Raw genomic sequence first — 25,153 nt, 5'->3', positions numbered from 1 at the left:
TATAGATGAAAGGCAGTAAAGAGGAGGGAACGGTATGAAACAAAAATCGAGACTGCAATTGAAAAGAGCCTGTTTTATCTTTCTTATGGTTCTTCCCGCCATTATCATTCCTATTATATTTACGTATTATCCCATGATCAGGGGATCCATGATGGCTTTCCAGAGTTATAATCTGATGAATATTAAAAATATCAAATGGGTGGGGTTTGATAATTTTAAAAAGCTATTCCAGCACAGTGCCAGCAACACCTTCTATTCCACCATGTGGAATACCGTCAAGTGGGTCGGGATTTCGCTGTTCTTCCAGTTGGCGGCAGGATTAGCCATGGCGCTGCTCTTAAAAAAGAAGTTTAAGGGAAGCGGTATGTACCAGGGCCTGATTTTTTTTCCTTGGGCAGTATCCGGTTTTATAATCGGGATCATGTGGCGCTGGATGTTTAATGGCACTTCCGGCGTTATCAATGACATGCTGATAAAGCTGCATCTGATCCGCCTTCCGGTGGGCTGGCTGGCAGATAAGAGTACGGCACTGTATTCCTGCATTATAGCAAATATATGGTATGGGATCCCGTTTTTTACGATCATGATTACGGCTGCCTTAAGAGGGGTACCCGAAGAACTATATGAAGCCGCTGATGTGGATGGAGCGAATCCGTTCCAGAAATTTTCCGGAATTACAGTACCAAGTATCCGGTCCGTATTATTGCTGACCGTTTTGCTCAGGGTGATCTGGATCTTTAATTTCCCGGATCTGATTTATTCCATGACACAGGGAGGTCCGGCGGGATCTTCCAATATCATCACATCCTACATGATGCAGCTCGTCCAGAGTCTGGACTATGGCATGGCTTCCGCTGTTGGGGTATTGTGCATCCTGTTTTTAGTGATATTTGCTTCATTTTACCTGACGCTTACCAAATACACGGATAAGGAGGCATGACATATGACTGCAGCAAGTAAAAAACAGGTGTGGAGATTCTTTAAGTTTGCCGTACTTTCTGTCTTTCTTGTGCTGACCATGTTCCCTTTTCTATGGATGCTGCTTACTTCGTTAAAGGGGTCTCAGGGAGAGATTTACGCATTCCCGGTGAGATATTTACCGGATCCTGTCTCTTTTGTCAATTATGCGGCAATGCTCTGGAAAGGTAATTTTGCCAGATACTTATGCAATTCATTTTTTACATCTTCTGTGGCAGCAGCCTGTTCGGTCTTCATTTCCATTCTTGCCAGTTATGTCATCAGCAGATTCCGTTTCCGCTTTAAAAATGTGCTGCTGCTGTTTTTTCTGGTTACGCAGATGATACCGATGTTCATTATGCTGGCGCCGTTGTATCAGATGTTAGGCAAGATGCGGATGCTGAATAATCTGTATGGCCTGGCAATGCTGTATACGAATATGATGATCCCTTTTTCTGTTGTGACTTTATGCGGCTTTTTTGACGGAGTGCCCAAATCTCTGGAAGAAGCGGCATGGATCGATGGCTGCGGCTATCTGCAGGCATTATTTCAAGTGATTGTACCGGTTATTATGCCAGGCATCGCCGCCACATTTATCTTTGCGTTCATCAATTCCTGGAATGAACTTTTTATGTCAGTTATGTTTATTGATGTGGATAAATTTAAGACAATACCGGTAGGGCTTAACGCCCTGATCTTAAAATATGATATAAAATGGGGGGAAATGGCAGCAGGTACTATTATGTCATTGATCCCTACCATGTGTTTGTTTACCTTTGCCCAGAAATATATGATAGAAGGGCTTACAGCTGGATCGGTGAAAGGATGATTCCTGTATTATACCATATGAAAAGTGAGTCTTGATTGGTTATAAAAACCGTATTCAAGGCTCACTTTTATAGGTACCTTGTGCAAAAAATGCCGTCTGTTGATCAAAAGGAAGCGCTGCAGTTTTTTATTGATGTTATAATACAACCATACTTGACATACCTGGAAGCTGCAATATAATACAGACAAGGGTAAAAATTGAAGAAGTTATTTTTTGCCTAACCACTAAAGTAAAAACTGGAGGAACGAACCCAATGACAAACCAAACCCATTTTTGCACCTGTACAGATACAACCTGCAAACTAAACCCAAGCAATCACAATCTGGGCTGTGATCCATGTATCCGAAAGAATTTAAAGCAAGGTGAAATCCCAGGCTGCTTCTTTCATCTGATCAGTGACGATACATCACAACTTAAAGAATTTACTGTTGAAAGCTTTGTCCAGTTCTATCTAAAAAATAAAGAATAAAGCGTTACGCCAAGCCTGCACCGGCTCAGCGATTGTTTACATAATAATGCCTGATTAAAATAACACCGATCACATCTGCAAGAGCCCACCCAATAGGAATTGCCCACCATATCCCAACCATTCCGATCCAATTTACAGCGGATAATATATAAGCCAGGATAACTCTGGTACCAAGGCTTATAACGGTAAGTATAATGGATACCCCTGGCTTTCCGATTCCACGGAACAGGCCATAAAACATAAACAAATACCCGATCAGGCAATAAAAGCCAGCTACAATGGTAAGATATTGCACTCCAATCCTTAATATCTCTGTTTCACTTTTATTAATAAAGATATACATCAAAGGTTTTGCAGACATTAATATTAAGACGGAAATCATAACGCAGTAAATGGTTATTATTTTAACTGCGGAGCGTATTCCGGTGTAAATACGCTTTTGCTTTCCTGCACCCATATTTTGGGCGATAAAGGTAGAAAAGGCGTTGCCAAAATCCTGCACTGGCATATAAGCAAAGCTTTCTATTTTAACGACTGCTGCAAAAGCTGCCATTGCTGAAACACCGAAGCTGTTTACCAAACCCTGTATCAACAAAATCCCAAAATTCATAACCGAATACTGGATGCTGGAGAGTATGGAAAAATTAGAGATTTTTTTAATAATACTCTTATTAAAATATAAATGCTCCCGTTTAAGATGGATCAGAGGAACGCGCAGCATGCAAAAAAGAGCAATGCCAATGGCAGAAAATCCTTGTGCAATGATTGTGGCATAGGCAGCACCGGCGATCCCCATCTGAAGTGGAACAACGAATATGATATCCAGCACGATATTAATAACAGCAGATAGGATAAGAAAGATAAGCGGCACTACCGAATTACCTATGCTCCGCATAGCAGCGCTGAAGTAATTATAAATATAAGTAAAGCTGATCCCATAAAAAATAATCTGCAGGTAAGTTTTTGCGTCCTTAAAGATTTCCGCAGGAATATTGATAAAGGTTAATATATCATCAATAAAAATGATGGAGCACACATTGATAATAACTGTGACGATTCCAATGAAAATAAAAGCTGTAAAAAAACAGTTTTTTAATTTGTCAATTTCCTTTGCACCATAAATCAGGGAAAACACCACGCTGCTGCCCATGCAGAATCCAATGATGATAGAGGTCAATAAAACCATAACGGAAAATGAACTGCCTACTGCAGCAAGGGCATTGGAGCCAATAAACTTTCCCACAATCACCGTATCTGCAACATTATATAATTGTTGAAATATGTTTCCTATGATCATGGGTATGGCGAAATTTATCATGGCCTTTGTTTCGTTGCCGTTGATCAGATCTCTTGTAGTGTTCATGTTTACTCATAAAATCCTTTCTAAGTATTAATTGCGGCAGGGAAAATCAGTATGTAAACAATTTTAAAACTTTCATTGTGTCATGCAACCCCTTATTTGTGCAATGCATAAAGGGTATCATTAGAACATCCTTTTGTCAATAAGTAAGGAAATAGCGATATTGATAAAAAGGAGCCGTCAAAGCGGGAGCATTAAGATTTCCTAAGGGCCGTAGAAAAGGCTTTTCTTTTACCTTAACCAGGCGTTCAGAAATGAGCGTCTTTTTTCGTGCCTAAAACCATGAAGAAAGTGAAACATATACAGCATCATTTATACCGATCCTTTTATCCCGGCTGGCATCCCGTTCCCGTTCCAGCTCCACCCTGCATGAGATGATATTCTTAACCATTGATAAGGCATACAAGCTATAAACCACATATCTGCCATATTTAAGTATATAAATTGCAAAAACAAACCAGCGAAATTGAAAATAAATTAACAACATTGTTAATTAATTACCTAATAAAACAAAAACCATTGTGCTAAACATACAAAAATCAAAAAACGGATTATCTGGTTTGGATGATGTATTGTAAGAAAAATTTCTTTAAAATAAAACCATGGATTCGAATCGATAGAAAAAAGATTCAGGAGGTAGCACAAATGGATATTTCCGTCAATGAGATCAGGGAAGCATTGGACTGGATGTCCTCTTATGGGAAAAACCAAACAGGAGGAATGACCAGGCTCCTTTATTCCAAGAGCTGGCTGGAGGTACAGTTAGCTTTAAAGGAAAAATTTGAGCAAATAGGCATGGAAACCAGGTTTGACGAAGTGGGGAATTTATATGGAAGGATAATTGGAACGGAACCGGATTCCGGTACCATTGCCACTGGTTCCCATGTGGATACGGTAATGAATGGAGGGAACTTAGACGGCCAGCTAGGGATCTTTGGAGGATATTTAGCTGTTAAGAACCTTTTTGAAAACCATGGAAGGCCGAAAAAGAATCTGGAGGTCATTTCCATGGCAGAAGAGGAGGGAAGCAGATTTCCCTATGTTTTCTGGGGAAGCAAAAACTTATTTGGCCTGGCGAAAAAAGAAGAGGTCGAAAATCTCACAGATTCAGAAGGAATTAAATTCATGGATGCCATGCATGAGTGCGGGTTCGATTTTAAGAAGGATCCCGGCGGTTTCATGAATGATGTAAAGGCATTTATAGAGTTACATATCGAGCAGGGAAATACCCTTGAGATGGAAGGAAAATCCGTAGGGGTCATCACTGGGATCGTAGGGCAGAGAAGATATAACATCACCTTAAAAGGCGAAGCAAACCATGCCGGAACGACTCTCATGAAATACAGAAAGGATGTAATCCAGGTATTTTCTGAAATCGTATATGATTCCTTACATAAGGCAAGAGCCATAGGAGACCCGTTGGTATTGACCTTTGGAAAAATCGAAGTAAAACCAAATACAGTAAATGTGGTTCCCGGAGAGGCACTGTTTACCATGGATTGCCGTCATACGGATCAGGCTCTTTTAAAAAGTATTACAACTGAGCTGGAAGAAAACATGAAGCAGATTGCAAATAAGCATGGGGTGGAAATTAACATAGACCTATGGATGGATGAACCGCCTGTTCCAATGAATGATGATATGATCCGGCTCATAGAGAAGGTTTGCAGGGAAAAAGGCCTGAATTACCGGATGATGCACAGCGGCGCAGGCCATGATTCCCAGATCATAGCGCCCAGGATCCCTGCAGGCATGCTTTTTGTCCCAAGCATTAAGGGAATCAGCCATAATCCGGCGGAACGGACGGAACTTTTGGATTTGAAGCAGGGAATTGAGGCATTAAAGTCATCTCTATATGAATTATCATATCAATAGGAAAAGTGAGGGGCATTATGGGAAATCAAAGTTTAGCAAAACAATTGCCAAAGGATTATTGGAAGACAGTCGTTTTTACCTTTTGTTTAGGCTGGGTGGTCATCTGGATCTACCGTTCCATGCTGTCACCCATTTATTCGGAAATCCAGGGGACAGTAGGGCAGCACTCCAACACGGCAATGGGACTCATAGCAAGCTGTTATTTCTTTGGGTATACGTCGTTACAGATCCCATCCGGATTCTTAGTAGACAGATTCGGACAGAAAAAGGTTCTCATACCAGGCTTTCTCCTCTTTGCTATAGGAGCCTTCAGCATTGCCATGTCAAGGTCCCTTAATACGATTTACATTGGCAGCGTTTGCGCTGGTATAGGCTGCGGAACGTATTACGGCGCTGCCTTTTCCTTAACAGCGGAACACGTGCCTCCTGAGAAAAAGGGAATCTCCACGGCGATTGTCAACAGCGGTTCTGCCTTGGGGCTGATCCTTGGAATGACTGGCTCCAGCTTTATCGTTAAGACCCTGCATCTGCCCTGGCAGACAATGGTGACGATTTCAGGCAGCCTCATCGTGCTTTTAGTTATCTGGTTTGCCATTGCGATCAAGGACAGGGGAAGGCATAACGTCATTCAGAAAGAAAATAAAGGAAAAACAGAAGCTGTAGATTCAGGATCAGAGAAAAAGGTTTCCTTGCTTTCCCTTAACATGATTTCCTGCTACATACTGTATTTTTCCACCTGCTATGCCTATTATCTGATTGTGACCTGGCTTCCCAAATTCCTGGAATCAGAGAGAGGGATCGCCGGCGGTATGATCGGACTTGTGGTCTCCATGATATCTGTTACGGCAGTACCGGGAGCGCTGTTCTTTGCAGGACTTTCCGATAAGTTCAGAGGAAAAAAGGCGCTGATCATCATTGGCTTAGAGCTTTCCGCATTTGTGTTGGTAGCATTATCCATGTCAATGCCAAATGCGATATCACTGACCATCATTTTACTGCTGTATGGGTTCCTGGGCAAGATGGCTGTTGATCCTGTCCTCATATCCTATGTGTCAGACAGAGCCAATAAAAAGAACATGGCAACAACCCTGGGACTGTTCAACTTTTTCGGAATGTCCTCATCCATTATCGCGCCTGCGGTAACAGGATTTATTATAGATAAAACCGGATCAGGCACTGCAGGTTTTTATATCGGAGCATTGCTGCTGATTCTGGGAACCATACTATTCCTGATATTTAATGCAAGGACATTTTTCAGCAAAGTAAAATAATTACAAAATAAAGGAGAATTTATCATGAGCTATATGAATCACATAACAGGTTACCGGGAGGATATTTTATCAAGCCGTTCCATCGTAAAAAGGGGGAATTTCGCATTAATAGAGCCGGATGGCCTGGTGAAGAACGTGATACCGGGATTTGAAAAATGTGCTGTGACCATTTTGGCTTCCCCTAAGATGGGAGCTTCCTTCGTTGATTATCTGGTGACAATGGAGCAGGGCGGAGGCCATCCAAAAGGATTTGGAGGAGATGGGATCGAGGTATTCCTCTATATTCTGGAAGGCAGAGTAAAGGTGAAAAATGAAGATAAAGAAGAGGTGCTGACGGAAGGGGGATATATTTATTCTCCTGAGGGAAACAAGGTGAGCTTTGAAAATGTGGGGGATATTCCTGCAAGGGCATTTTTATATAAGAGACGCTATAACAGAATCGAGGGCCAGGCCGCTTATACGGTCTGCGGAAACATCGGGGATGTACCATTTGCTCCCTATGAAGGGATGGAAGATGTGGGGGTCAAGGACTTCCTGCCATCGGCAACTGATATTGGATTTGATATGAATTTTCATATTTTAAGCTTTAAGCCCGGAGCTTGCCACGGCTACATTGAAACCCATATCCAGGAGCACGGTGCTTACATCTACTCAGGGGAAGGAATGTATAATCTGGACAATCACTGGATCCCGGTTAAAAAGGGTGACTATCTGTTTATGGGCGCTTACAGCTTACAGGCAGCCTATGGTGTGGGACGGACGGAAGAATTTGCATACGTGTATTCAAAAGACTGTAACAGAGATGTAGAAATATAAAGTAAATATGATCGAAGAAAGGTTGCGGTATCTTATGAGATTAACAGAAGGACAATTACATGAACTGATCAGCAATAAACTTCAGAAGGCAGGGCTTACAAAGGAACATGCGGATATTACCGCAGATATCCTTACATGGTCCGATGCAAGAGGGATCCATTCCCATGGCGCTGTCAGGGTAGAGTATTATTCCGAAAGAATAGCAAAAGGCGGCATTACCATTCATCCGGAGTTTCAATTCGAGAGAACAGGTCCGGCAAGCGGGATATTCCACGGGGATAATGGCTCAGGCTATGCGGCGGCAGTGCTCTCCATGAAAGAAGCGATCAAGATGGCAAAAGAAACAGGCGTTGCCGTGGTAGGAGCCAAGCACATCTCCCACAGCGGCAGCCTGGGATATTATGTGGAAATGGCCGCAAAGGAAGACTTGGTTTCCATTTCCATGTGCCAATCAGACCCGATGGCGGTTCCCTACGGAGGGTCGGAGCCTTATTATGGAACAAACCCCATTGCTTTTGGAGCGCCGGGAGCTGACGGCAGAAATATCATATTTGATATGGCAACAACGGTCCAGGCCTGGGGTAAGGTGTTATACGCCCGCTCGAAAAAGGAGCCGATCCCAAGCACCTGGGCAGTGGATGTCAATGGAAATCCTACCACCGATTCTACCTTAGTTAATGCCCTTGTTCCGATTGCGGAAGCAAAGGGATATGGATTAATGATGATGGTGGATGTGCTCTCCGGCATCCTTTTGGGCCTGCCCTTTGGAAAGCACGTAAGCAGCATGTATGAAGACCTGTCAAAGGGCAGGGATTTAGGGCAGCTTCATATTGTATTGGATCCGAACAAATTTGTTGGACTGGAACGATTTAAGGAGAACATAACCACCACTATGGAAGAACTGGCTGCCATTAAACCGGCAGAAGGCTTTGACAAGGTAAGCTATCCGGGAGAACGGGGACTTTTGAGAAAGGCCGGCTATGATAAGAATGGGATAGAGATCGTAGACGATATTTATAAGTATTTGATCAGCGAAGATATTCATTATGACCGTTATGACCACAAGAATAAATTTGCTGAATAAAGGGGTAAAAGGAGAGTAGTAACATGATTAAAACGATAATTTGTAAAGGAAGTTATCAGGATTCCGTGGTTCTTATGTTGCTGACGAATAAAATTTCCGCCATGCAGGGAATACATAAAGTCTCCATTATGATGGCAACACCTGCCAACAAAGACTTATTTAAGGAGGGCGGCCTGGAGACTCCTGAATTAATGGAAGCCCAGTCCAACGATATGGCGATTGTGGTGGATGTGGAGTCAGAGGAGCTGATCGGGCAGGTTTTAAAAGAAGCAGAGGAATTTCTCAATAACCAGTCGAAAGGTTCTGCCGGAACCGAAGAAAAAGTGGTATCTTCCTGGGAACAGGCTATTAAAAGAATGCCGGATGCAAACCTGGCAGTTCTGTCCATACCCGGCATGTATGCGGCAGCTGAGGCTGACAGAGCGCTTGATGAGAATTTAAATGTATTTATTTTCAGCGACAACGTATCAAAAAAGGATGAAATATATCTGAAGCAAAAGGCTCATGAGAAAGGTCTTCTGGTCATGGGACCGGATTGCGGAACAGGTATCATAAAGGGAGTTCCCATCGCCTTTACCAACCATGTGAGGATGGGAAAAATCGGGGTCATCGGCGCTTCCGGTACCGGAATCCAGGAGGTCACGACCATCATTGACCAGTTGGGGGAAGGCGTTGCCAATGCCATCGGCACAGGCGGCAGGGACTTATCGGCTGAGGTAGGCGGGATTACCATGCTTGACGCCATTGACGCTATGGAAAAGGATTCCCAGGTAGAGGTGGTAGTTATCCTGTCAAAGCCGCCGGCAAAGGAAGTGAGGGCTGTAATCGTAAAAAGGCTATGGGATTATAAAAAGCCTGTGGTGACCCTATTCCTTGGGGAAAAGCCGGAGATACACGAAGAGAATTTCTACCATGCCTACACCCTTGATGAAGCGGCCAGAATTGCAGTTTCCTTAGTAAGAAATGAGGAAATTGTCCAGGATATGTGGAAGCCGGAGATACAGGAAGGATTTAATAAGGAAGATCACAAAACTATAAAAGGCTATTATTCCGGAGGGACCCTGGCGTCAGAGGCTGTGATGCTTATAAAGGATACCATTGGTATTGCCGGAGCAGGAGGAAAAAAGGAAGGCTATATGCTCAACACACAGGGCTATACCATCATAGATCTGGGAGATGACGTCTATACCGTAGGAAAACCTCACCCAATGATCGACCCGGCCAACAGGATCGCATGTATGAAGCAGGCTCTGGAGGAAGAACAGACCGGAGTCATCCTCTTTGATCTTGTGCTGGGATACGGTTCTCATGAAGACATGGCAGGAGCCCTTCTTCCCGGGATCGTGGATATGATGGAGCAGATAAAGAAGCAGGAACGAAAGATTTACTTTGTGGCGGCCATCTGCGGAACCAGAGGGGATAAGCAGAATTATGACTTGCAGAAGAAAAAGCTGGAAGATATAGGAGTCATCCTTTGTACCAGCAACAAGAGAGCGGTGGAAACGGCCCTCTTCCTCATCGGCTATCCCTATGTGGAAAAGGAGAAGACGATCCTTCCTAAGGAAAAGGTGAAAGCAGATAAGGATCATATCGTATCAAAGAAGATGACGGATTTGCTTTCCCAAAAGCCCAGAGTCATTAATATCGGGCTTAATAGCTTTACCGATGTGCTGGAAAATTTCTCCTGCAAGGTAGTTCAGTACCAGTGGGCACCGCCTGCAGGAGGGGATTTAGAGCTGATCAAGGCCCTGCAGTATCTAAGAGGCTACAAGTTTTCCAGGTAATAGGAATCGGTAAAGACGCTTATGTGGATATAAGGAGGTTCTTATGTTGTACGATACAATAGACGATGCAAATCAGGCAGTCATTCAGAAAATAATCCTTTCTACACCTGTTTTATTGGATGTGGTGCCTGCAAAAACCGTAATCAAAGAGTTAAACCAGGGAAAGGTACTTCTCCATGCAGGGCCGCCTATCCGTTGGGAAAATATGACCAGCCCCATGAAAGGCTCCTGCATAGGCGCGGCCCTGTTTGAGAAATGGGCGGTTACCAGGGAGGAAGCAGTGAAGCTTTTAAGCCAGGGGGAGGTGGATTTTATTCCCTGTCACCATGTGGATGCCGTAGGGCCTATGGGAGGCATCACCTCCGCCAACATGCCCGTTTTTGTGGTAGAAAACACCACCGATGGAAACAGGGCCTATTGCACCATGAATGAAGGAATTGGCAAGGTCTTAAGGTTTGGCGCATACTCCAAAGAGGTGATCTTAAGATTAGGCTGGATGAGAGATGTTCTGGGGCCGGTGCTTTCTCTGGCGCTTAAAAGGTTTGAAAAGGGGCTGGCCATTAATCCCATGATCGCAAAGGCCATTGCCATGGGAGATGAATTCCATCAAAGGAATATTGCGGCTTCCCTGCTGTTCTTAAAAGAGATGTCCCCAGACATATTAAGTCTTTCCATAGAAGATGAGAAGAAAAGGGAAGTCATTCAGTTTCTGGCTGATACGGACCAGTTTTTCTTAAATATCATGATGGCAGCTGCCAAGGCGGTAATGGATGGGGCACGCATGATCACAGAAGGAACCATTGTGACAGCAATGTGCAGAAATGGAGAAAACTTTGGGATCAGGATCAGCGGCATGAAGGATGAGTGGTTTACAGCGCCTGTAAACACTCCCCAGGGCCTTTACTTTACAGGATATTCCGGAGAGGATGCCAGTCCGGATATAGGAGACAGCGCCATCACGGAAACCTTTGGCGTAGGCGGAATGGCAATGATCGCTGCACCTGCTGTCACCAGGTTTATAGGAACAGGCGGCTTTCAGGACGCCCTTCGCATCAGCAATGAAATGATGGAGATCGTCATTGGCCAGAATCCTAATTTTTCCATTCCCACATGGAATTTTCAGGGGACCTGCCTGGGCATTGATGCGAGAAAAGTAGTAGAAACAGGGATCACTCCTGTTATCAATACGGGAATCGCCCATAAGGAAGCCGGTGTGGGGCAGATAGGAGCAGGAACGGTTCATCCGCCTATCCAATGCTTCCAAAAAGCAGTGAGGGCTTATGCAAAAAAACTGGGATATAAAGGGTAAGGATATGAGAAGCTTATCAGGAAAGCTAGCAGCGTCAGAGCTGATAGAAGCATTAAAAGAAGGGGAAGCTTATAGAATCCACAGTCAATTTGAGAGCGGATGCAATCTGGTGCTTTCTCCGTTCCTTTGCTTTATTGGAAATAAAAACGATTCCCTGGTCCCATATGGTATTTTATTAAATAAGGAGGATCTGCCTGTATTTCTGGAACAGGCAGCCTCCTCCGGCTGTTTTCGGTGGGATGAGAAGGAAAAGACCCTGTATTCGGATTCCATCCGGCTTTGCTTAAAAAACACCCGGATATACAGCAGCTATATCCAGAAAAAGGAATATTCCATAGACCGTGAATGGCTTTCCATGTTTGAGAGGCTCATTGATTGGAATCTTCCTACCGGATTTGGGGAATCCATAGGCTCTTTTTTGATGGCAGAGAAAAAAGAAGTGGAGGAATTATATCAGGCATTTTCCAAACCAAAAGAAGAGGCTGAAAAAACGATAAAAAGATGGATCGGAAGAGGGAGGGGCCTTACGCCGTCAGGTGATGACTTTCTTATGGGTCTTCTTTATATGGACAGAATTTGCCCTATATTGGAAATGCCCTTTCTCCAGGGCTTAAAGGCACTCATAGACCGTCAATATACAACGGATATCAGCGGACATTATTATCATTGTGCATTGGAAGGGTATTTTAATATCGTTTTGGCGGAGTTGTTGGATGCCATGATTCAGAAAGATTCTTCGCATATGAAGATGTGTATAGGCAGGATAAGGATGATAGGTTCTACCTCCGGCTGCGATATGATGTTAGGTATGGCAGCAGGGGCCAATTTTATCAAAGGCATGGTAAAAAATAGAATGGGAGGTCCGTGAATGAAAAAAATGAAATTATCAATGACAGTGCAGATCATGATTGGGATGGCTGCGGGGCTGCTGCTTGGAATCTGTTTTGGGGATAAGGTGAAGGATATCAAGCTGTTAGGAGATATCTTCCTGCGGCTCATTCAAATGTCTGTCGTGGTAATGATCATGGGAGCGGTCACTGAATCAGTGGCCAAACTGGATCCTAAAGAATTAGGGAGATTTGGGGTAAAGATGCTGTTCTGGTTTCTGCTGACCACTGTGTTGGCGGCAGCGGCAGGAGCTGCTATGGGCCAGTTTTTTCTGCCTGGAAAAGGACTTTCCCTCCCAGTCTCCGATCAGATTGTTCAGACGTCAGACAAGGGACTTTACAACATCATTCTAGATTTTTTACCCAGCAATATCGTTCAATCCATGGCAAACTCCAATATGATCCAGGTGATCATATTCTCCGTATTATTCGGCGCGTCTTTGGGGTCCAACCGTATTAATAAGGAGAGGAGCCAGCTTATGGGAGTCATAAAGGAATTCAATGAAGTGATATTGGGAATTGTACATAAGGTCATGAACCTGGCTCCATTGGGGATCGGTGCCCTGCTAGCTTATACCGCAGGTACAACAGGCATTAAGGTCATTATGCCATTGATCAAGTTTCTCTTAATATTCGGGTGCGGTTCTCTTCTGTATCTGGGGGTTATGATCGCATTCGTATCCTTTTACTGTAAGACCAACCCGTTTCATGTTGGAATAAAGCTTTGCAATATGACCATTGTTGCATTTACCACAACCTCTTCTGCCGTTACCCTTCCAACAAAAATGGAGGACAGTGAGAAGAAGCTGGGAGTCAGTAAGAAGGTATCAGGAATTGTCAATCCCTTGGGAATGACCTTGAACAGCAATGGCTTATCCATGTTTCTGGCTCTGGCATGCATTACGGTTTCCCAGATTTATGGAATTCCCCTACCCATGCCCCAGCTGGTCCGAGTAATTGTTTTATCTACTTTAGCGTGTCTGGGAACGGTGGCAGTACCCGGAGGCGGACTGGTGGCATTGGCTACGGTAATTCCCGCACTTGGCCTTCCGCTGGAGAGCATTGCTTTCTTATCCAGCATTGACTGGTTTTCCGGGATGTTCCGCACCATATTGAATGTGGATATTGACGCCTTGGTTGCCATGTTGATAGCAAAGGATGAAAAGGAACTGGATTACGGGATTTTAAACGGAAATCAATAATCAGAGGATTTATTCCTAAATGCCGGATTGCTAGGATAGTGAGGACATAGTATAATAAGCGTAAGTGGGAAAGAAGAAAACGATTCCGAATGTAAAAAGAGGGGCATAATATGACCGTTGGGAAATTACTGGAAGAACCAATATTTCAAAATCTAAAGGTGCTGAATAAAAAGGCTGATTTGAGTCGAGAGATTTTCACGGTTGAGTCTACGGAAACGCCGGATGTTGCCTCTTATTTACCAGAGAATACGTTATTGATCACTACCGGGATGGCGTTTAAGGAGAACCGGACCGGATTATGTGAATTTATCCTCAGCCTGGACCGTCTGCCCTGTGCAGGATTAGCCATTAAGCTGGGACGTTTTATCGACCATCTGGAGCCGGAGGTTATCGACCTGGCGGACCAACTGGGATTTCCTCTGATCCAGATTCCCTATCATATGACATTGGGTGAGGTCTTTCAGCAGTTATTGGCTTATATCTGGGATAATCAGAACGCAGAACTGACCTTTGCCTTAAACACGCAGAAGAAATTCTCTGCTTTGCTTCTTCAGGGAGCTTCCATGAGTGTTATGATGAACAACTTAGGGCTTGTCATTAAGAAGCCGGCCGCATTATTAAATCCCTTTGGTGAAGTAGAGGCTGCGACTCATACGTGTCAGAAGGAATATTTAAAGGCGGCGCAAAATCTGTTCTATGATCTGTCACTTTATGAAAGAAGGACGGACAGTTTTGAGAATTTCGTATATGTGTCAAAGATAAAAGAAAAGGTTTGTATCTATCCAATTCAGACGGTGGGGAAAAACCCTTATTATCTTTACATTTACGGCGGCGAGGGAAAGGAAGATACCTTGTCCGGCATGGTGATCGAGCAGCTGGTGCTGGTGTTTGGCATCTTTCTATATAAGAACCTGTATGTGAGATGCAATCCATTAAAGCAAAAAGAATCGATTTTACATATCCTTGTAAATAAATATAAGAAAGAACGGTGGTCCTCTGCCCAGTTATTCACGGTAGGGGAGAAGTATGGGCTAAAGCCGGCTGCCGGCTATAAAATAATCCTGGCAACTCTGGAGCCGTTTGGAGGAAAAGAGTTTGATTTCCTAAACTTATCCCATAGGGAGGAACGATACATCTTGATCTATGACTGGCTTAGCAGGAAGCTGCAGGAGAAATTCCATGGGGATATCATCATTTTTCCGGAGACCCTGACTTACCAGTATATTTTACTGATACAGGGAAATTACAGGGAACTGGAGAAGGTTCTGGAGGAATACCATGAGGCTTTGCAGCATTTTTTGCAGGTCGCTGTCACATTTTCCTTTGGAAATGGCGTGATGGAGCTGGAAACCATGGGAAATTCCTATATTACAGCTTTGGAAAGCTATCAGTACGGGGAAGAGAAGGAGAATATTCCCTATATCAAATATTTCAAGTCAACCGATGCCAATGAACTTTTTAAAATGGTGTCCAGTGAACAAATCAAAGGATACTGCTTATACCATTTAAAGGGCTTAACAAATCCTGTGGATGAGATGACATTGGAGCTTAGGAGGACACTTAAGACGTATTTAGACTGCAGGTGCAGTGTCACTGAGACTGCCAATCATATGTTCCTTCACAGGAATACAATTAAATACCGGATTAAGAAGTGTGAAGAAATTCTTGGCAGGGAAATCGTTGATGCCAATTACTGCTTCCAATTACAGTTAAGTCTGGTTCTGTTAGAACAGAATGAATGAAACCCTGCTCCTGATTTTTGTCACTGGGTACCATACCTGCCGTCATGCTGGTTGGAGGTATGGTTTTCTAAATGAGGATATAACTGATAAAAAGGGAAAACGCCCTGCAGAAAGTTTTAAAGCCTGCAGGGCGTTTTTGTATCATACCTATTTGAAACAAACAAAAATTTACCGTAACATTATGCCGCTTTTCATTTACCATCGACGCCGTTTAAGTGTTAAAGTGAATATAACCTAAAAATAAGCGAGGAGGAAGTGTATGAAGATTTTAGCTATCACGGCATGTACGGCAGGAATCGCCCATACGTACATTGCTAAGGAAAAGCTGGAAAATGCAGCAAAGGAACTGGGAGACTATATCAAGGTGGAGACCCAGGGCTCCATTGGGGTGGAAAATGAGCTTACCCCTGAGGATATCCGGGGGGCGGATGTGGTTTTAATTTCCGCGGATATCCGGGTAAACAAAGAACGTTTTGCAGGAAAACCGGTCGTGGAGATTCCAATCAGCATGGTAATGAAATCTCCAAAAGGGGTAATTTCTAAGATTCACGAAAAATTGGGGAAGTAGCCGAAACGCAGCAAAGAAAAGAATATGGAGAAAGAGGGGAATACAATGGCAAGGCAAAAACTTGATATTAAAAAACATGTTATGACTGGAATTTCTTATATGATTCCGATTGTGGTATGCGGGGGAATCCTCTGTGCACTGGCAAAGGGGTTTGGCGGATATGATATCGGAAGTGCCGTAGAGGCAGGGGCAACACCGTTTACAAATTTAAATCCATTTTCCTGGATTGGCTTTTGGTGGGGAGTGAATAAGTTAGGTTCCATAGCAATGGATTTTGCGGTAGCGGTGATGACGGCTGGTGTGGCCTATTCCATTGCAGGGCGGCCTGGAATCGTGCCTGGTATTGTAATCGGTTACTGTTCGTCCCAATCCAAGGCAGGGTTCCTGGGGGGATTGCTCATGGCCTTTATCATCGGCTCCTTTGTAAACTGGATGAAGACCTGGAAGCTTCCCAAATGGTGCGTAGGGCTGATGCCGGTTATGTTCATACCGGTGGTATCGACCGTAGTATGCGGCATGATTTTCCTCTGTGTGTTCTCAATTCCACTTTCCTTTATTATGAATGTGTTCCAGCAGTGGATCATCTCCTTAAACGGAGGAGCAAAGGCTGTGATCGGCGGGGTTATTGGCGCCTGTATGGGATTTGATATGGGCGGCCCCATTAATAAGACTGCTTCCATGGCTGCCAACGCCCTGGGAACAGATGGGATTAACGGCCCTATGGCTGCCAAGATCATCGGAGGTATGACTCCTCCTATCGGAATATTTATTGCTACCTTATTAAGGAAAAACAGGTTTTCAAAAGTGGAACTGGAAACCGCTAAAACAGCGCTTCCTATGGGCCTTTGCTTTATTACGGAAGGTGTTCTCCCCTTTGCGGCAGCGGATCCTGCAAGAGTAATCCCAAGCAGCATGATCGGTTCTGCTGTGGCCGGAGCCATTGCAGTAGGCATGGGCTGTGAGTCAGTAGCTGGCCATGGAGGTATTTTCGTGGTTCCCATGATGAAGAATCCCCTGTGGTTTTTGATTGCCTTGGGTATTGGCTCTGTGGTGACGGGAGTAATCTATGCAGCTCTTAAGCGTCCTTTAGACGAACAGGTGGAAAAGGAAGAGGAAGAACTTGACTTTGATCTGGATATTAATATCCAGTAAAACTGAGGACAATGTGGAACGCCCTGCGGGCAACCTTTGACACCCGATAAAGCGGGGTGGGTCCTGCCCGAAAAGTATGGGCATAATATGGAAAGGAAGAGGAAAGCATGTTAGTATCAATGAAAGCCATCCTTGATGATGCAAATAGAAATTACTACGGAGTTATGGCCATGAACAGCATCAACATAGAGATGGCCAGAGCGGGAATTATGGCAGCGGAAGAGGAGCATTCTCCCATTATCATGCAGTTTGGACCTGGACAGATGAAAAATCATGCCCATGCGGAAGAGATGCTACCGGTGATAAAGGAGCTGGCGGCAAGGGTCCATGTACCGGTTGCCTTAAATCTTGACCATGGTTCTGATTTTTACACCATTGCGGACTGCATCAACCGGGGATTTACCAATGTTATGTATGATGGTTCCTCTCTGCCTTATGAGGAAAATGTTAAACGCACGGCAATCATCACTGCTCTTGCTCATGGCATGGGCTGTTCCGTAGAAGGGGAGCTGGGACATGTGGGACAGGCGGACCACGAGGATGATGCGGATACGGATTTGTATACAGATCCTGATCTTGCAATGGATTTTGTGGAAAAGACAGGTATCGATGCTTTGGCTGTGGCAATTGGCACGGCTCATGGGGCTTATCCCAAGGGAAAGATACCGAAGCTGGATTTTGAACGCCTTCATTTGTTAAAAGAGACATTAAACATGCCATTGGTACTCCACGGCGGCTCCGGTTCCGGAGAAGAAAATTTAAGAAAGGCAGTAGCCGGAGGCATTAATAAGATCAATGTATGCACGGATGCCTTTGAAGCAGGTAAGAGGGCCATGCTTATGGAGATTGGGAAGAATCCGGAAACCGATTATATGCATCTTTGCATGGCGGCGGAAGCAGGGATAAAACAGTTTGTAAAGGACTATATGAAGGTAATCGGTTCCAGCGGAAGATATATTTATGGAGCAGCAAAGCAGGCAGGAAATGAGTAATTCCTAAAGGATAGGGGTGTTTACTTGAAGGAAGATAAGAACGCATTATATAACAATAAAATATTGCAGTGCCTGATAAACGGAGAAACTTACACCATACTGCAGCTTGCCGATAATGTGGGATTATCTGAAAAAACGGTAAGGACCCGTATGAAACAGCTTGATGAATGGCTGGAGGCGGAAGGGCTTGGGAAAATAGAAAAAAGGCGGGGAACCGGGATATGGCTGGAGCTTGACGGCAGGCAGAAAAAGATCCTGGAAAGCCGCCTGGAGCAAGGGGAAGACCCTGCCGGGGATTTCGAAAACCGGAATATACAGCTTATGGGCAAGCTTCTCAAAATGAAGCCTGTAGAAGTCGTGACCCTTCAGCAGCTGGCAGACAGCCTCTATTTAAGTCCTCCTACCGTCAGCAATCTGCTGAAAATCATATCGGAATGGTTTGAGGTACGGAACATAAAGATAACGGCCGTACGGAACAAAGGAATATGCCTGATAGGGAAAGAGTATAGCTTCCGGATTGCAATCAAGGACTATATGCTGGAAATGCTGCCGGAAGTTATGGAAGCGCTCTTTGGAACTTATGCGCCGGGAGTGGATGCGGCCCGCATCCGGCGCATTATCGTGGAAGCGGAAAACGCCTGGAGAATCGAGCTGGCCGACAATTCCTTTAAGATGGTATGGATCATGACCTGCTTGTCCGTTTCCCGAAAAGGTCTGTACGATGGACTTCTTTCCAGCAATATGCAGGAGGAAAATATCCAGCGCTACAATGAATATTCCTTTGCCGAATCCATTTACCAGAGGATCGGAAGGGAATATAAAGTTGACTTATCAGAGGATGATACCGTTCTTCTGGCGGTGCTGCTGCTTTCGGCTAAAAAACTGAAAACTTTTACCGATGTCAGCGACGAGGATTATGCCATGCAGTATGATAGGAATCTGGAGCACTTTGTAAAGCTGGTGATCGAAACCATTGGTGACTTACTGGAAGCAGACCTTTCCGGGGACCAGATGCTGTATGAAGGCCTGTTGATCCATATGAGGTCGGCCATATTCCGGATGAAGTATTCCACGGTCGCGGGAGACAGCATAAGCAAGTATGTTAAGAATGAATACAAGCAGACTTTTCTGGCGGCCTGGTCAACCAGCAGCTTGTTTGAGGAGTATTACGACGTACAGGTGACAGAGGATGAGCTGGCAGGAATTGCACTTTATATCCAGGCTGCCATGATCCGCAGAAAAAAGGGGAGACCCCTGACCGCACTGCTGGTGAGCCAGAAGGGCATGGCCGCCTGCCAGCTTTCCATTGAGATGATTAAATACAGCATTCCTGAAATCACGGACGTACAGGCGGTCAGCCGCCATGATTTTAAATTGTCCCTTCATCCGGAAACGGATATCATTATCAATGGATCCGGTCTGGATTTAGAGGATTCCAGGGTGGTAACAGTGGAAGACCGCATAAGCGAAAAGGAAATTGATATGATACGGCGGAAGGCTGCCCAGGTTTCCAGGCTAAGGAATAAACCGGATTTCCAGTTTAACAGCTTATGCCACCAGTTGTTTGAGGTCGATTTAATCATGGTAAAGCCTCAGGTCAGGGATAAGGACCAGCTGATCACCATGATGGTGAAGAGGCTGGAAGAAAAGGGAGATGTGACTCAGAATTATCTGGAAAGCGTATTTGACAGGGAAAGGGCTACAACGACTAGTATTGGCAGAGGAATCGCCATTCCCCATGGAAACATGGCAGAGGTGAATGAATCCCGCATTGTAGTGGCTATTTTAGACAAACCGGTCAAATGGCATGAGGATATGGTTGATACCATATTCCTTCTTGCAATAAAAATGACGTCAAAATTTGAGATAAAAAGGACAAAGCAGTTTTATAAAGATTTTCTGCTGCTTACAGAGAATGACGACAACATGGAGGCAATGAAACGGCTGGAGTCATCTTTAGAAGTCTATCAGTATTTTATCAAGTAAGGGGAGAAACAAGATGGCAGTAAAAGAGATCCTGGATAAGGGAGTCATAGATTTAAAGATGAAAGCAGGTAATAAGGATGAGGTGATCCGCCATCTGGCAGGCCTCTTAAAGAAGGCGGGATACGTGGAGGATCTGGAAGGCTACATTAAGGATGTATACTTAAGGGAAGAGGAAGGAATCACAGGGATCGGAGGACATGTGGCTATTCCCCACGGAAAATCCGATTTTGTGGATAAGGTAGGGATTGCAGTGGGAAGAACAGAGCAGATGGTGGAATGGGAGTCCTACGACGAGGAGCCTGTGGATCTTTTTTTCCTGTTTGCAGTGCCCTCCGATAGCGAAGGTGCCAAAGACCACCTTCGCCTGATTGCGGAACTTGCGGGTAAGCTTGGAAATGAGGCCATCATGGGAAAACTGCAGGCTGCGTCTACTTATGAAGATTTATTGGACGCATTCTCATAAAGGGAGAACATGGAGGTTTGATTGTGGAAATGAGAGAGATAGGAAAATCAGGAATTAAGACTAATGCCTTTGCCTTAGGCTGCTGGGCAATCGGAGGCGGAGAATGGTGGGGGACCAATGACGATGAAATGTCGGTGAAAACCATCTTAAGAGGACTGGAACTGGGGATCAACTGGATTGATACTGCCAGGGTTTACGGTTTTGGCCACAGTGAGGAAGTAATCGGGCAGGCGTTAAAGCAGACGGACCGCAGCCGTGTCATCCTTTCCACCAAATGCGGCCTCCAGTGGTATGACCATGGAGGAGAGGTGCATTTTACAAAAGAAGGCAATACCGTGAGCAGGGATTTATCCCCCAAAGCCATACGGAGGGATTTGGAACTGAGTTTAAAAGCCCTGGGAACGGATTATATTGATGTATATTACACTCACTGGCAATGCAAAACCTATGGAAAGGTACCTGTGGCAGAGACCATGGGAGAACTTTTGAGGATGAAGGAAGAGGGAAAGATCCGGGCCATCGGTGCTTCCAACGTGGATATGACTGTCCTTAAGGACTATGCAGCCGCAGGGGAGCTGGATGTGATCCAGGAAAAACTCAGCATCCTGGACAGGAAAGCTGAAACAGACCTCCTTCCTTTCTGCGTAGCGAATGGGGTCACCCTTCAGACCTATTCCCCCATTGAACAGGGACTTCTTGCAGGAAAGGCTCCGGATGATTATATACCAAGAAAGGGAGAAGTAAGGGACGGCAAAACCTGGTGGAAGCAGGAGAATATCAGGACAGCAAATGAGATGCTGGCAGGCTGGAAGGACTTAACGGATAAGTACCAGTGCAGCCTAGCAAACCTATGCATCAAGTGGAATTCCATGGTTTCGCCTAATATCAACGTGCTTTGCGGAGCCAGGAAGCTGTCCCAGATCGAGGACACCGCAAAATCCATGGACATTCCTATGTCTCAGGAGGATTTTTTAAGGATGAGAAGGGATGCGGATGAGGCCATAGGAAAACAGGTTTAGACAAAGAAAACAGACGGAAAGGAATGGAAACAAATGAAAATTGCATTATTAAATGAATTCAGTCAGGCGCCCAAGAACGGGATTATATTAAAGGAGTTAAAAGCAGTAGCAGAACCAATGGATTATCAGGTATATAATGTGGCTATGGAAAAACCCCTGTCAGACCAGGATGTGCCGGAGGCATATACCAAAGAAAATCCCAGGCTTACTTATTTACATTTAGGAATCCAGGCAGCCCTTCTTTTAAACTCAGGGGCGGTTGATTTTGTAGTCACCGGCTGCGGCACGGGACAGGGGGCATTGATGTCCTTAAATATGTATCCGGGAGTTGTGTGCGGCTACTGCATAGAGCCAACGGATGCCTATCTGTTTTTGCAGATCAATAACGGAAATGCTTTATCCCTTCCTTTTGCCAAGGGCTTTGGCTGGGGAGCGGAGCTTAACTTAAATAATATTTTTACCAGGGCATTTGGTTCCCCAAAGGGAATGGGATACCCGGAAAGCAGGAAAGAGGCGCAGAACAGGAATGCCAATCTTCTTTTTGAGGTTAAAAAACAGGTGGCAAAACCACTTCTGGAGGCTCTTAAATCCTTAGATCCCCAGATGGTAAAGGAATGTATGATCCCAAGATTTCTGGATTGCTTTTATGAGGGATGTAAGGATGAAGAAATCAAGGCTTTTGTGGACCAGATGGCCGCGGATGCAAATCAATAGTATGATTTTACCGCATATGAAGTAATTCCTGTAGAAAAAAATACAAGGTGTCTTTTACGAGAAACATGTACCTAAACGGTTTGTTATGTTACTGGATGAGCTGCCTCTGTTTTCTTGCCCTCTTTTTTGTATTATAATTTTAATATAAAAAGGAGGGCTTTATATGAACAAAAAAATTAAAATAGTAACCATTGGAGGAGGTTCCAGTTACACTCCTGAATTAATGGAAGGTTTTATTAAGAGAAAAGACGACCTACCCATAAAGGAAATTTGGCTGGTTGATATTGAGGCGGGAAAAGAAAAGCTTGAGATTGTTGGCAATTTGGCAAAGCGCATGGTGAAAGCGGCAGGACTTGACTGGGAGATCCACCTCACATTAGACCGGCGGGAAGCTTTAAAAGATGCTGATTTTGTTACCACTCAGTTTCGTGTCGGCCTGCTGGAAGCACGTATTAAGGATGAAAGAATCCCGTTGTCTCACGGAATTCTGGGCCAGGAGACCAATGGCGCCGGAGGCATGTTCAAAGCGTTCCGTACCATTCCAGTCATTTTAGATATTGTAGAGGACATGAAAGAGTTGTGTCCCGATGCATGGCTTGTTAATTTTACAAATCCATCCGGCATGGTTACAGAAGCTGTTATGCGCTATGGTAACTGGAATAAGGTGGTAGGTCTATGTAATGTTCCTATTCTTTGCAGAAAGATTGCAGCAGGAGCTTTAAAGGAGAATGAGGAGGATTTATTCTTCCGTTTTGGAGGCCTGAATCATTTTCACTGGCACAGGGTATGGGACAAAGCCGGCGGGGAAAAGACCAATGAGGTACTTGAAACGGCTTATACCAGTGTTGAAAATATGAAAAATGCGCTGAAAAGCTTTACTAGCGCAAATTCGGGAGTGCAAAATATCCCCAATATTTCGTTTTTACCGGAACAGATTTTAAATCTTGGAATTATCCCCTGCATGTACCATAGATATTATTATATTACAGATGACATGCTGAAGGAAGAATTGGAAGCCTTTGCAAAGGGTGAAACCCGTGCAGAGGTGGTAAAACGTACCGAGGCCGAATTGTTTGAACTGTATAAGGATCCTAATCTGAGCATTAAACCGCCTCAGTTAGAAAAACGGGGCGGAGCTTTCTATTCTGATGCTGCTTGTGAGTTAATTAATTCCATCTATAATGACAAGCGCACCCATATGGTAGTCAGCACGAAAAATAATGGAGCTATTTCAGATCTGCCCGATGACGTGGTAGTGGAAGTAAGCAGCATCATAACATCAGGCGGTCCGGTTCCCATCTCCTGGGGTTCCTTTGAACCTTCCAGCAGAGGATTGCTGCAGTTAATGAAAGACATGGAGTTAACTACCATTAAAGCAGCGGTAACCGGTGATTATGGAACTGCCCAACAGGCATTTACCATAAATCCTCTGGTTCCCAGCGGCAAAATTGCTAAGACGGTATTGGATGAATTATTAATCGCCCATAAGGAACATTTACCTCAGTTTAAAGAGACGATTGACCGTTTGGAAGCTAAGAACAGCTAAGTTTCCGTTTCTATTGCTTTTCTGCTGTAAAAGGAGTCATTGCATGCTGACATAAAAGTTAGCTGCAATGACTCCTTTTGGTGGTTAAGGAATTCCTGTTCATTGAAAATGCACCCTTTTTATGTTAAAATAAAAAAGACAACTTACACAGTAAATTGGAATATCAGATTTTGATTAATAAATATAAAAGGCGGTAGCGGAATATGATGATGTTTTCCAATCAGGTACTGAACCAGTTCAGTGAACTTGATTATGAGGTTTATAATTTCATATTGAAAAACAGTGAGAAGATTCCTTATATGACCATTCGGGAATTTGCCAATGAAGCCCATGTTTCCACAACGACCATTACCCGGTTCTGCAGGAAAGTAAACTGCAATGGATTTTCCGAGTTTAAGATCAGATTTAAGATGGAGCAGGAGAGTACAAAAACGATTCGCCAGGGATTTGATTCCAGTTCGATTTTAGATTTTTTCCAAAGGATCGAGACGGAATCTTTTCATGAACAACTTAAGTCTATCGCCAATATTATCGCAGAAAAGAAACAGATTATTTTTCTTGGAATAGGCAATTCGGGAATTATTGCTGAGTATGCAAGCCGGTATTTCTGCAATATCGGAATATTTGCCACAGGGATAAATAATCCTATGTTTCCTATTAATCTGGAATTTCCCAAGGAAAGTATTATTATCATTCTTTCCGTGGAGGGGGAAACGGACATACTCATTGAAAATTCAGAGATCATTAAGCAGTGCAACAGTACGGTAGTATCGATTACCAACAGTAAAAATAGTACATTGGCCAGAATATCTGATTACAATATCTCTTATTATATCCAGGGGGAACGGACGGATTATAAGAAGATGAAGGTGGATATAACCTCCCAGATACCGGCAGTTTATATCGTGGAAGCTTTGGCAAAGTTAACGGTGCAGAGAAAACAGGGGTGAAATGGAATAGGATATTAAGATATCTAGTTGAAGACGGAAATATAAAGGATGATGGGGATACAATACCCTGCAGGCGAAGCACAGAAAAAGAGGCTGTGTTTTGCTTGCAGGGTATTTTCATGTTTAATACCAGCAAGCAGCAATGATGAAAAGTTCCGAATTCAATAGAGAAGATTTC

Annotated in this window: 22 protein-coding genes; 21 read left to right on the top strand and 1 reads right to left on the bottom strand. The window is 44.1% G+C overall.

From position 1 onward, the window contains the following. Window positions 1-34: 34 nt before the first annotated feature. The 3 genes from AC27IJ_RS09585 (at window position 35) to AC27IJ_RS09575 (ending at window position 2,255) form a co-directional block, all read left to right on the top strand. A complete protein-coding gene (locus tag AC27IJ_RS09585; RefSeq protein WP_487148552.1) occupies window positions 35-940 on the top strand; it encodes a carbohydrate ABC transporter permease in 906 nt (301 codons plus the stop codon). A gap of 3 nt (window positions 941-943) precedes the next feature. Further along, on the top strand, window positions 944-1,786 hold the full coding sequence (locus AC27IJ_RS09580; RefSeq protein ID WP_312500913.1) for a carbohydrate ABC transporter permease: 843 nt from the start codon (window positions 944-946) through the stop codon (window positions 1,784-1,786). Between the two features lie 253 nt (window positions 1,787-2,039). After that, window positions 2,040-2,255, top strand: a complete 216-nt coding sequence (locus tag AC27IJ_RS09575) for a DUF6485 family protein (RefSeq protein ID WP_313152775.1) — start codon at window positions 2,040-2,042, stop codon at window positions 2,253-2,255. Window positions 2,256-2,280: 25 nt separating this feature from the next. On the opposite strand, the gene AC27IJ_RS09570 is transcribed toward AC27IJ_RS09575, so the two are convergent. Continuing rightward, entirely contained in the window at window positions 2,281-3,618 is a 1,338-nt protein-coding gene (locus AC27IJ_RS09570; RefSeq protein ID WP_487148549.1) for an MATE family efflux transporter, read from the bottom strand. 642 nt (window positions 3,619-4,260) lie between these two features. Between AC27IJ_RS09570 and allC the strand changes: the two genes are divergently transcribed. The 18 genes from allC to AC27IJ_RS09480 all read left to right on the top strand — a co-directional run bounded on the left by allC (window position 4,261) and on the right by AC27IJ_RS09480 (window position 24,975). Continuing rightward, window positions 4,261-5,490: an allantoate deiminase gene (allC, locus tag AC27IJ_RS09565; RefSeq protein WP_487148547.1), complete on the top strand. Its 1,230-nt coding sequence runs from the start codon at window positions 4,261-4,263 to the stop codon at window positions 5,488-5,490. 17 nt (window positions 5,491-5,507) lie between these two features. Further along, entirely contained in the window at window positions 5,508-6,761 is a 1,254-nt protein-coding gene (locus AC27IJ_RS09560; protein ID WP_312442094.1) for an MFS transporter, read from the top strand. 24 nt (window positions 6,762-6,785) lie between these two features. Then, complete coding sequence (gene allE, locus AC27IJ_RS09555; protein WP_312442096.1) at window positions 6,786-7,577, top strand: (S)-ureidoglycine aminohydrolase; 792 nt, start codon at window positions 6,786-6,788, stop codon at window positions 7,575-7,577. A gap of 34 nt (window positions 7,578-7,611) precedes the next feature. Then, window positions 7,612-8,661 (top strand): ureidoglycolate dehydrogenase, encoded by a 1,050-nt coding sequence (allD, locus tag AC27IJ_RS09550; RefSeq protein ID WP_312500916.1) that lies wholly within the window; start codon window positions 7,612-7,614, stop codon window positions 8,659-8,661. A 23-nt stretch (window positions 8,662-8,684) separates the two neighbouring features. Continuing rightward, the gene (fdrA, locus tag AC27IJ_RS09545; RefSeq protein WP_487148544.1) at window positions 8,685-10,445 is read left to right on the top strand and encodes an acyl-CoA synthetase FdrA; all 1,761 of its coding nucleotides are present in this window, start codon (window positions 8,685-8,687) and stop codon (window positions 10,443-10,445) included. Between the two features lie 43 nt (window positions 10,446-10,488). After that, a complete protein-coding gene (locus AC27IJ_RS09540; protein ID WP_487148542.1) occupies window positions 10,489-11,754 on the top strand; it encodes a YlbE family protein in 1,266 nt (421 codons plus the stop codon). After that, a complete protein-coding gene (locus tag AC27IJ_RS09535; RefSeq protein ID WP_312500922.1) occupies window positions 11,726-12,622 on the top strand; it encodes an oxamate carbamoyltransferase subunit AllH family protein in 897 nt (298 codons plus the stop codon). Before AC27IJ_RS09540 ends, AC27IJ_RS09535 begins: the two co-directional genes overlap by 29 nt. Further along, on the top strand, window positions 12,623-13,843 hold the full coding sequence (locus AC27IJ_RS09530) for a dicarboxylate/amino acid:cation symporter (protein WP_312500923.1): 1,221 nt from the start codon (window positions 12,623-12,625) through the stop codon (window positions 13,841-13,843). 110 nt (window positions 13,844-13,953) lie between these two features. Beyond that, window positions 13,954-15,585: a PucR family transcriptional regulator gene (locus AC27IJ_RS09525; protein WP_312500926.1), complete on the top strand. Its 1,632-nt coding sequence runs from the start codon at window positions 13,954-13,956 to the stop codon at window positions 15,583-15,585. A gap of 259 nt (window positions 15,586-15,844) precedes the next feature. Continuing rightward, window positions 15,845-16,153 carry a PTS fructose transporter subunit IIB gene (locus AC27IJ_RS09520; protein ID WP_312442107.1) on the top strand — a complete coding sequence of 103 codons (309 nt, stop codon included), beginning with the start codon at window positions 15,845-15,847 and terminating at the stop codon, window positions 16,151-16,153. Window positions 16,154-16,198: 45 nt separating this feature from the next. After that, on the top strand, window positions 16,199-17,305 hold the full coding sequence (locus AC27IJ_RS09515; protein ID WP_312442108.1) for a PTS fructose transporter subunit IIC: 1,107 nt from the start codon (window positions 16,199-16,201) through the stop codon (window positions 17,303-17,305). Window positions 17,306-17,412: 107 nt separating this feature from the next. Then, complete coding sequence (locus AC27IJ_RS09510) at window positions 17,413-18,297, top strand: class II fructose-bisphosphate aldolase (protein WP_312442110.1); 885 nt, start codon at window positions 17,413-17,415, stop codon at window positions 18,295-18,297. Between the two features lie 24 nt (window positions 18,298-18,321). Next, complete coding sequence (locus AC27IJ_RS09505; RefSeq protein WP_487148538.1) at window positions 18,322-20,283, top strand: BglG family transcription antiterminator; 1,962 nt, start codon at window positions 18,322-18,324, stop codon at window positions 20,281-20,283. Between the two features lie 13 nt (window positions 20,284-20,296). Continuing rightward, window positions 20,297-20,746 (top strand): PTS sugar transporter subunit IIA, encoded by a 450-nt coding sequence (locus AC27IJ_RS09500; protein ID WP_312442112.1) that lies wholly within the window; start codon window positions 20,297-20,299, stop codon window positions 20,744-20,746. A 29-nt stretch (window positions 20,747-20,775) separates the two neighbouring features. Continuing rightward, complete coding sequence (locus tag AC27IJ_RS09495) at window positions 20,776-21,765, top strand: aldo/keto reductase (RefSeq protein ID WP_487149039.1); 990 nt, start codon at window positions 20,776-20,778, stop codon at window positions 21,763-21,765. A gap of 33 nt (window positions 21,766-21,798) precedes the next feature. Continuing rightward, window positions 21,799-22,479 (top strand): RpiB/LacA/LacB family sugar-phosphate isomerase, encoded by a 681-nt coding sequence (locus AC27IJ_RS09490; RefSeq protein WP_312442113.1) that lies wholly within the window; start codon window positions 21,799-21,801, stop codon window positions 22,477-22,479. Window positions 22,480-22,642: 163 nt separating this feature from the next. Then, window positions 22,643-24,025 (top strand): 6-phospho-beta-glucosidase, encoded by a 1,383-nt coding sequence (locus AC27IJ_RS09485; RefSeq protein ID WP_312442114.1) that lies wholly within the window; start codon window positions 22,643-22,645, stop codon window positions 24,023-24,025. A 203-nt stretch (window positions 24,026-24,228) separates the two neighbouring features. Continuing rightward, a complete protein-coding gene (locus AC27IJ_RS09480; protein ID WP_312500931.1) occupies window positions 24,229-24,975 on the top strand; it encodes a MurR/RpiR family transcriptional regulator in 747 nt (248 codons plus the stop codon). The last annotated feature ends 178 nt before the right edge of the window (window positions 24,976-25,153 follow it).

The organism is Lacrimispora sp. YZC11 (assembly GCF_057543815.1).
Note: the sequence above shows the minus strand (reverse complement) of the source record. Positions and strands in the feature narration are given on the sequence as shown.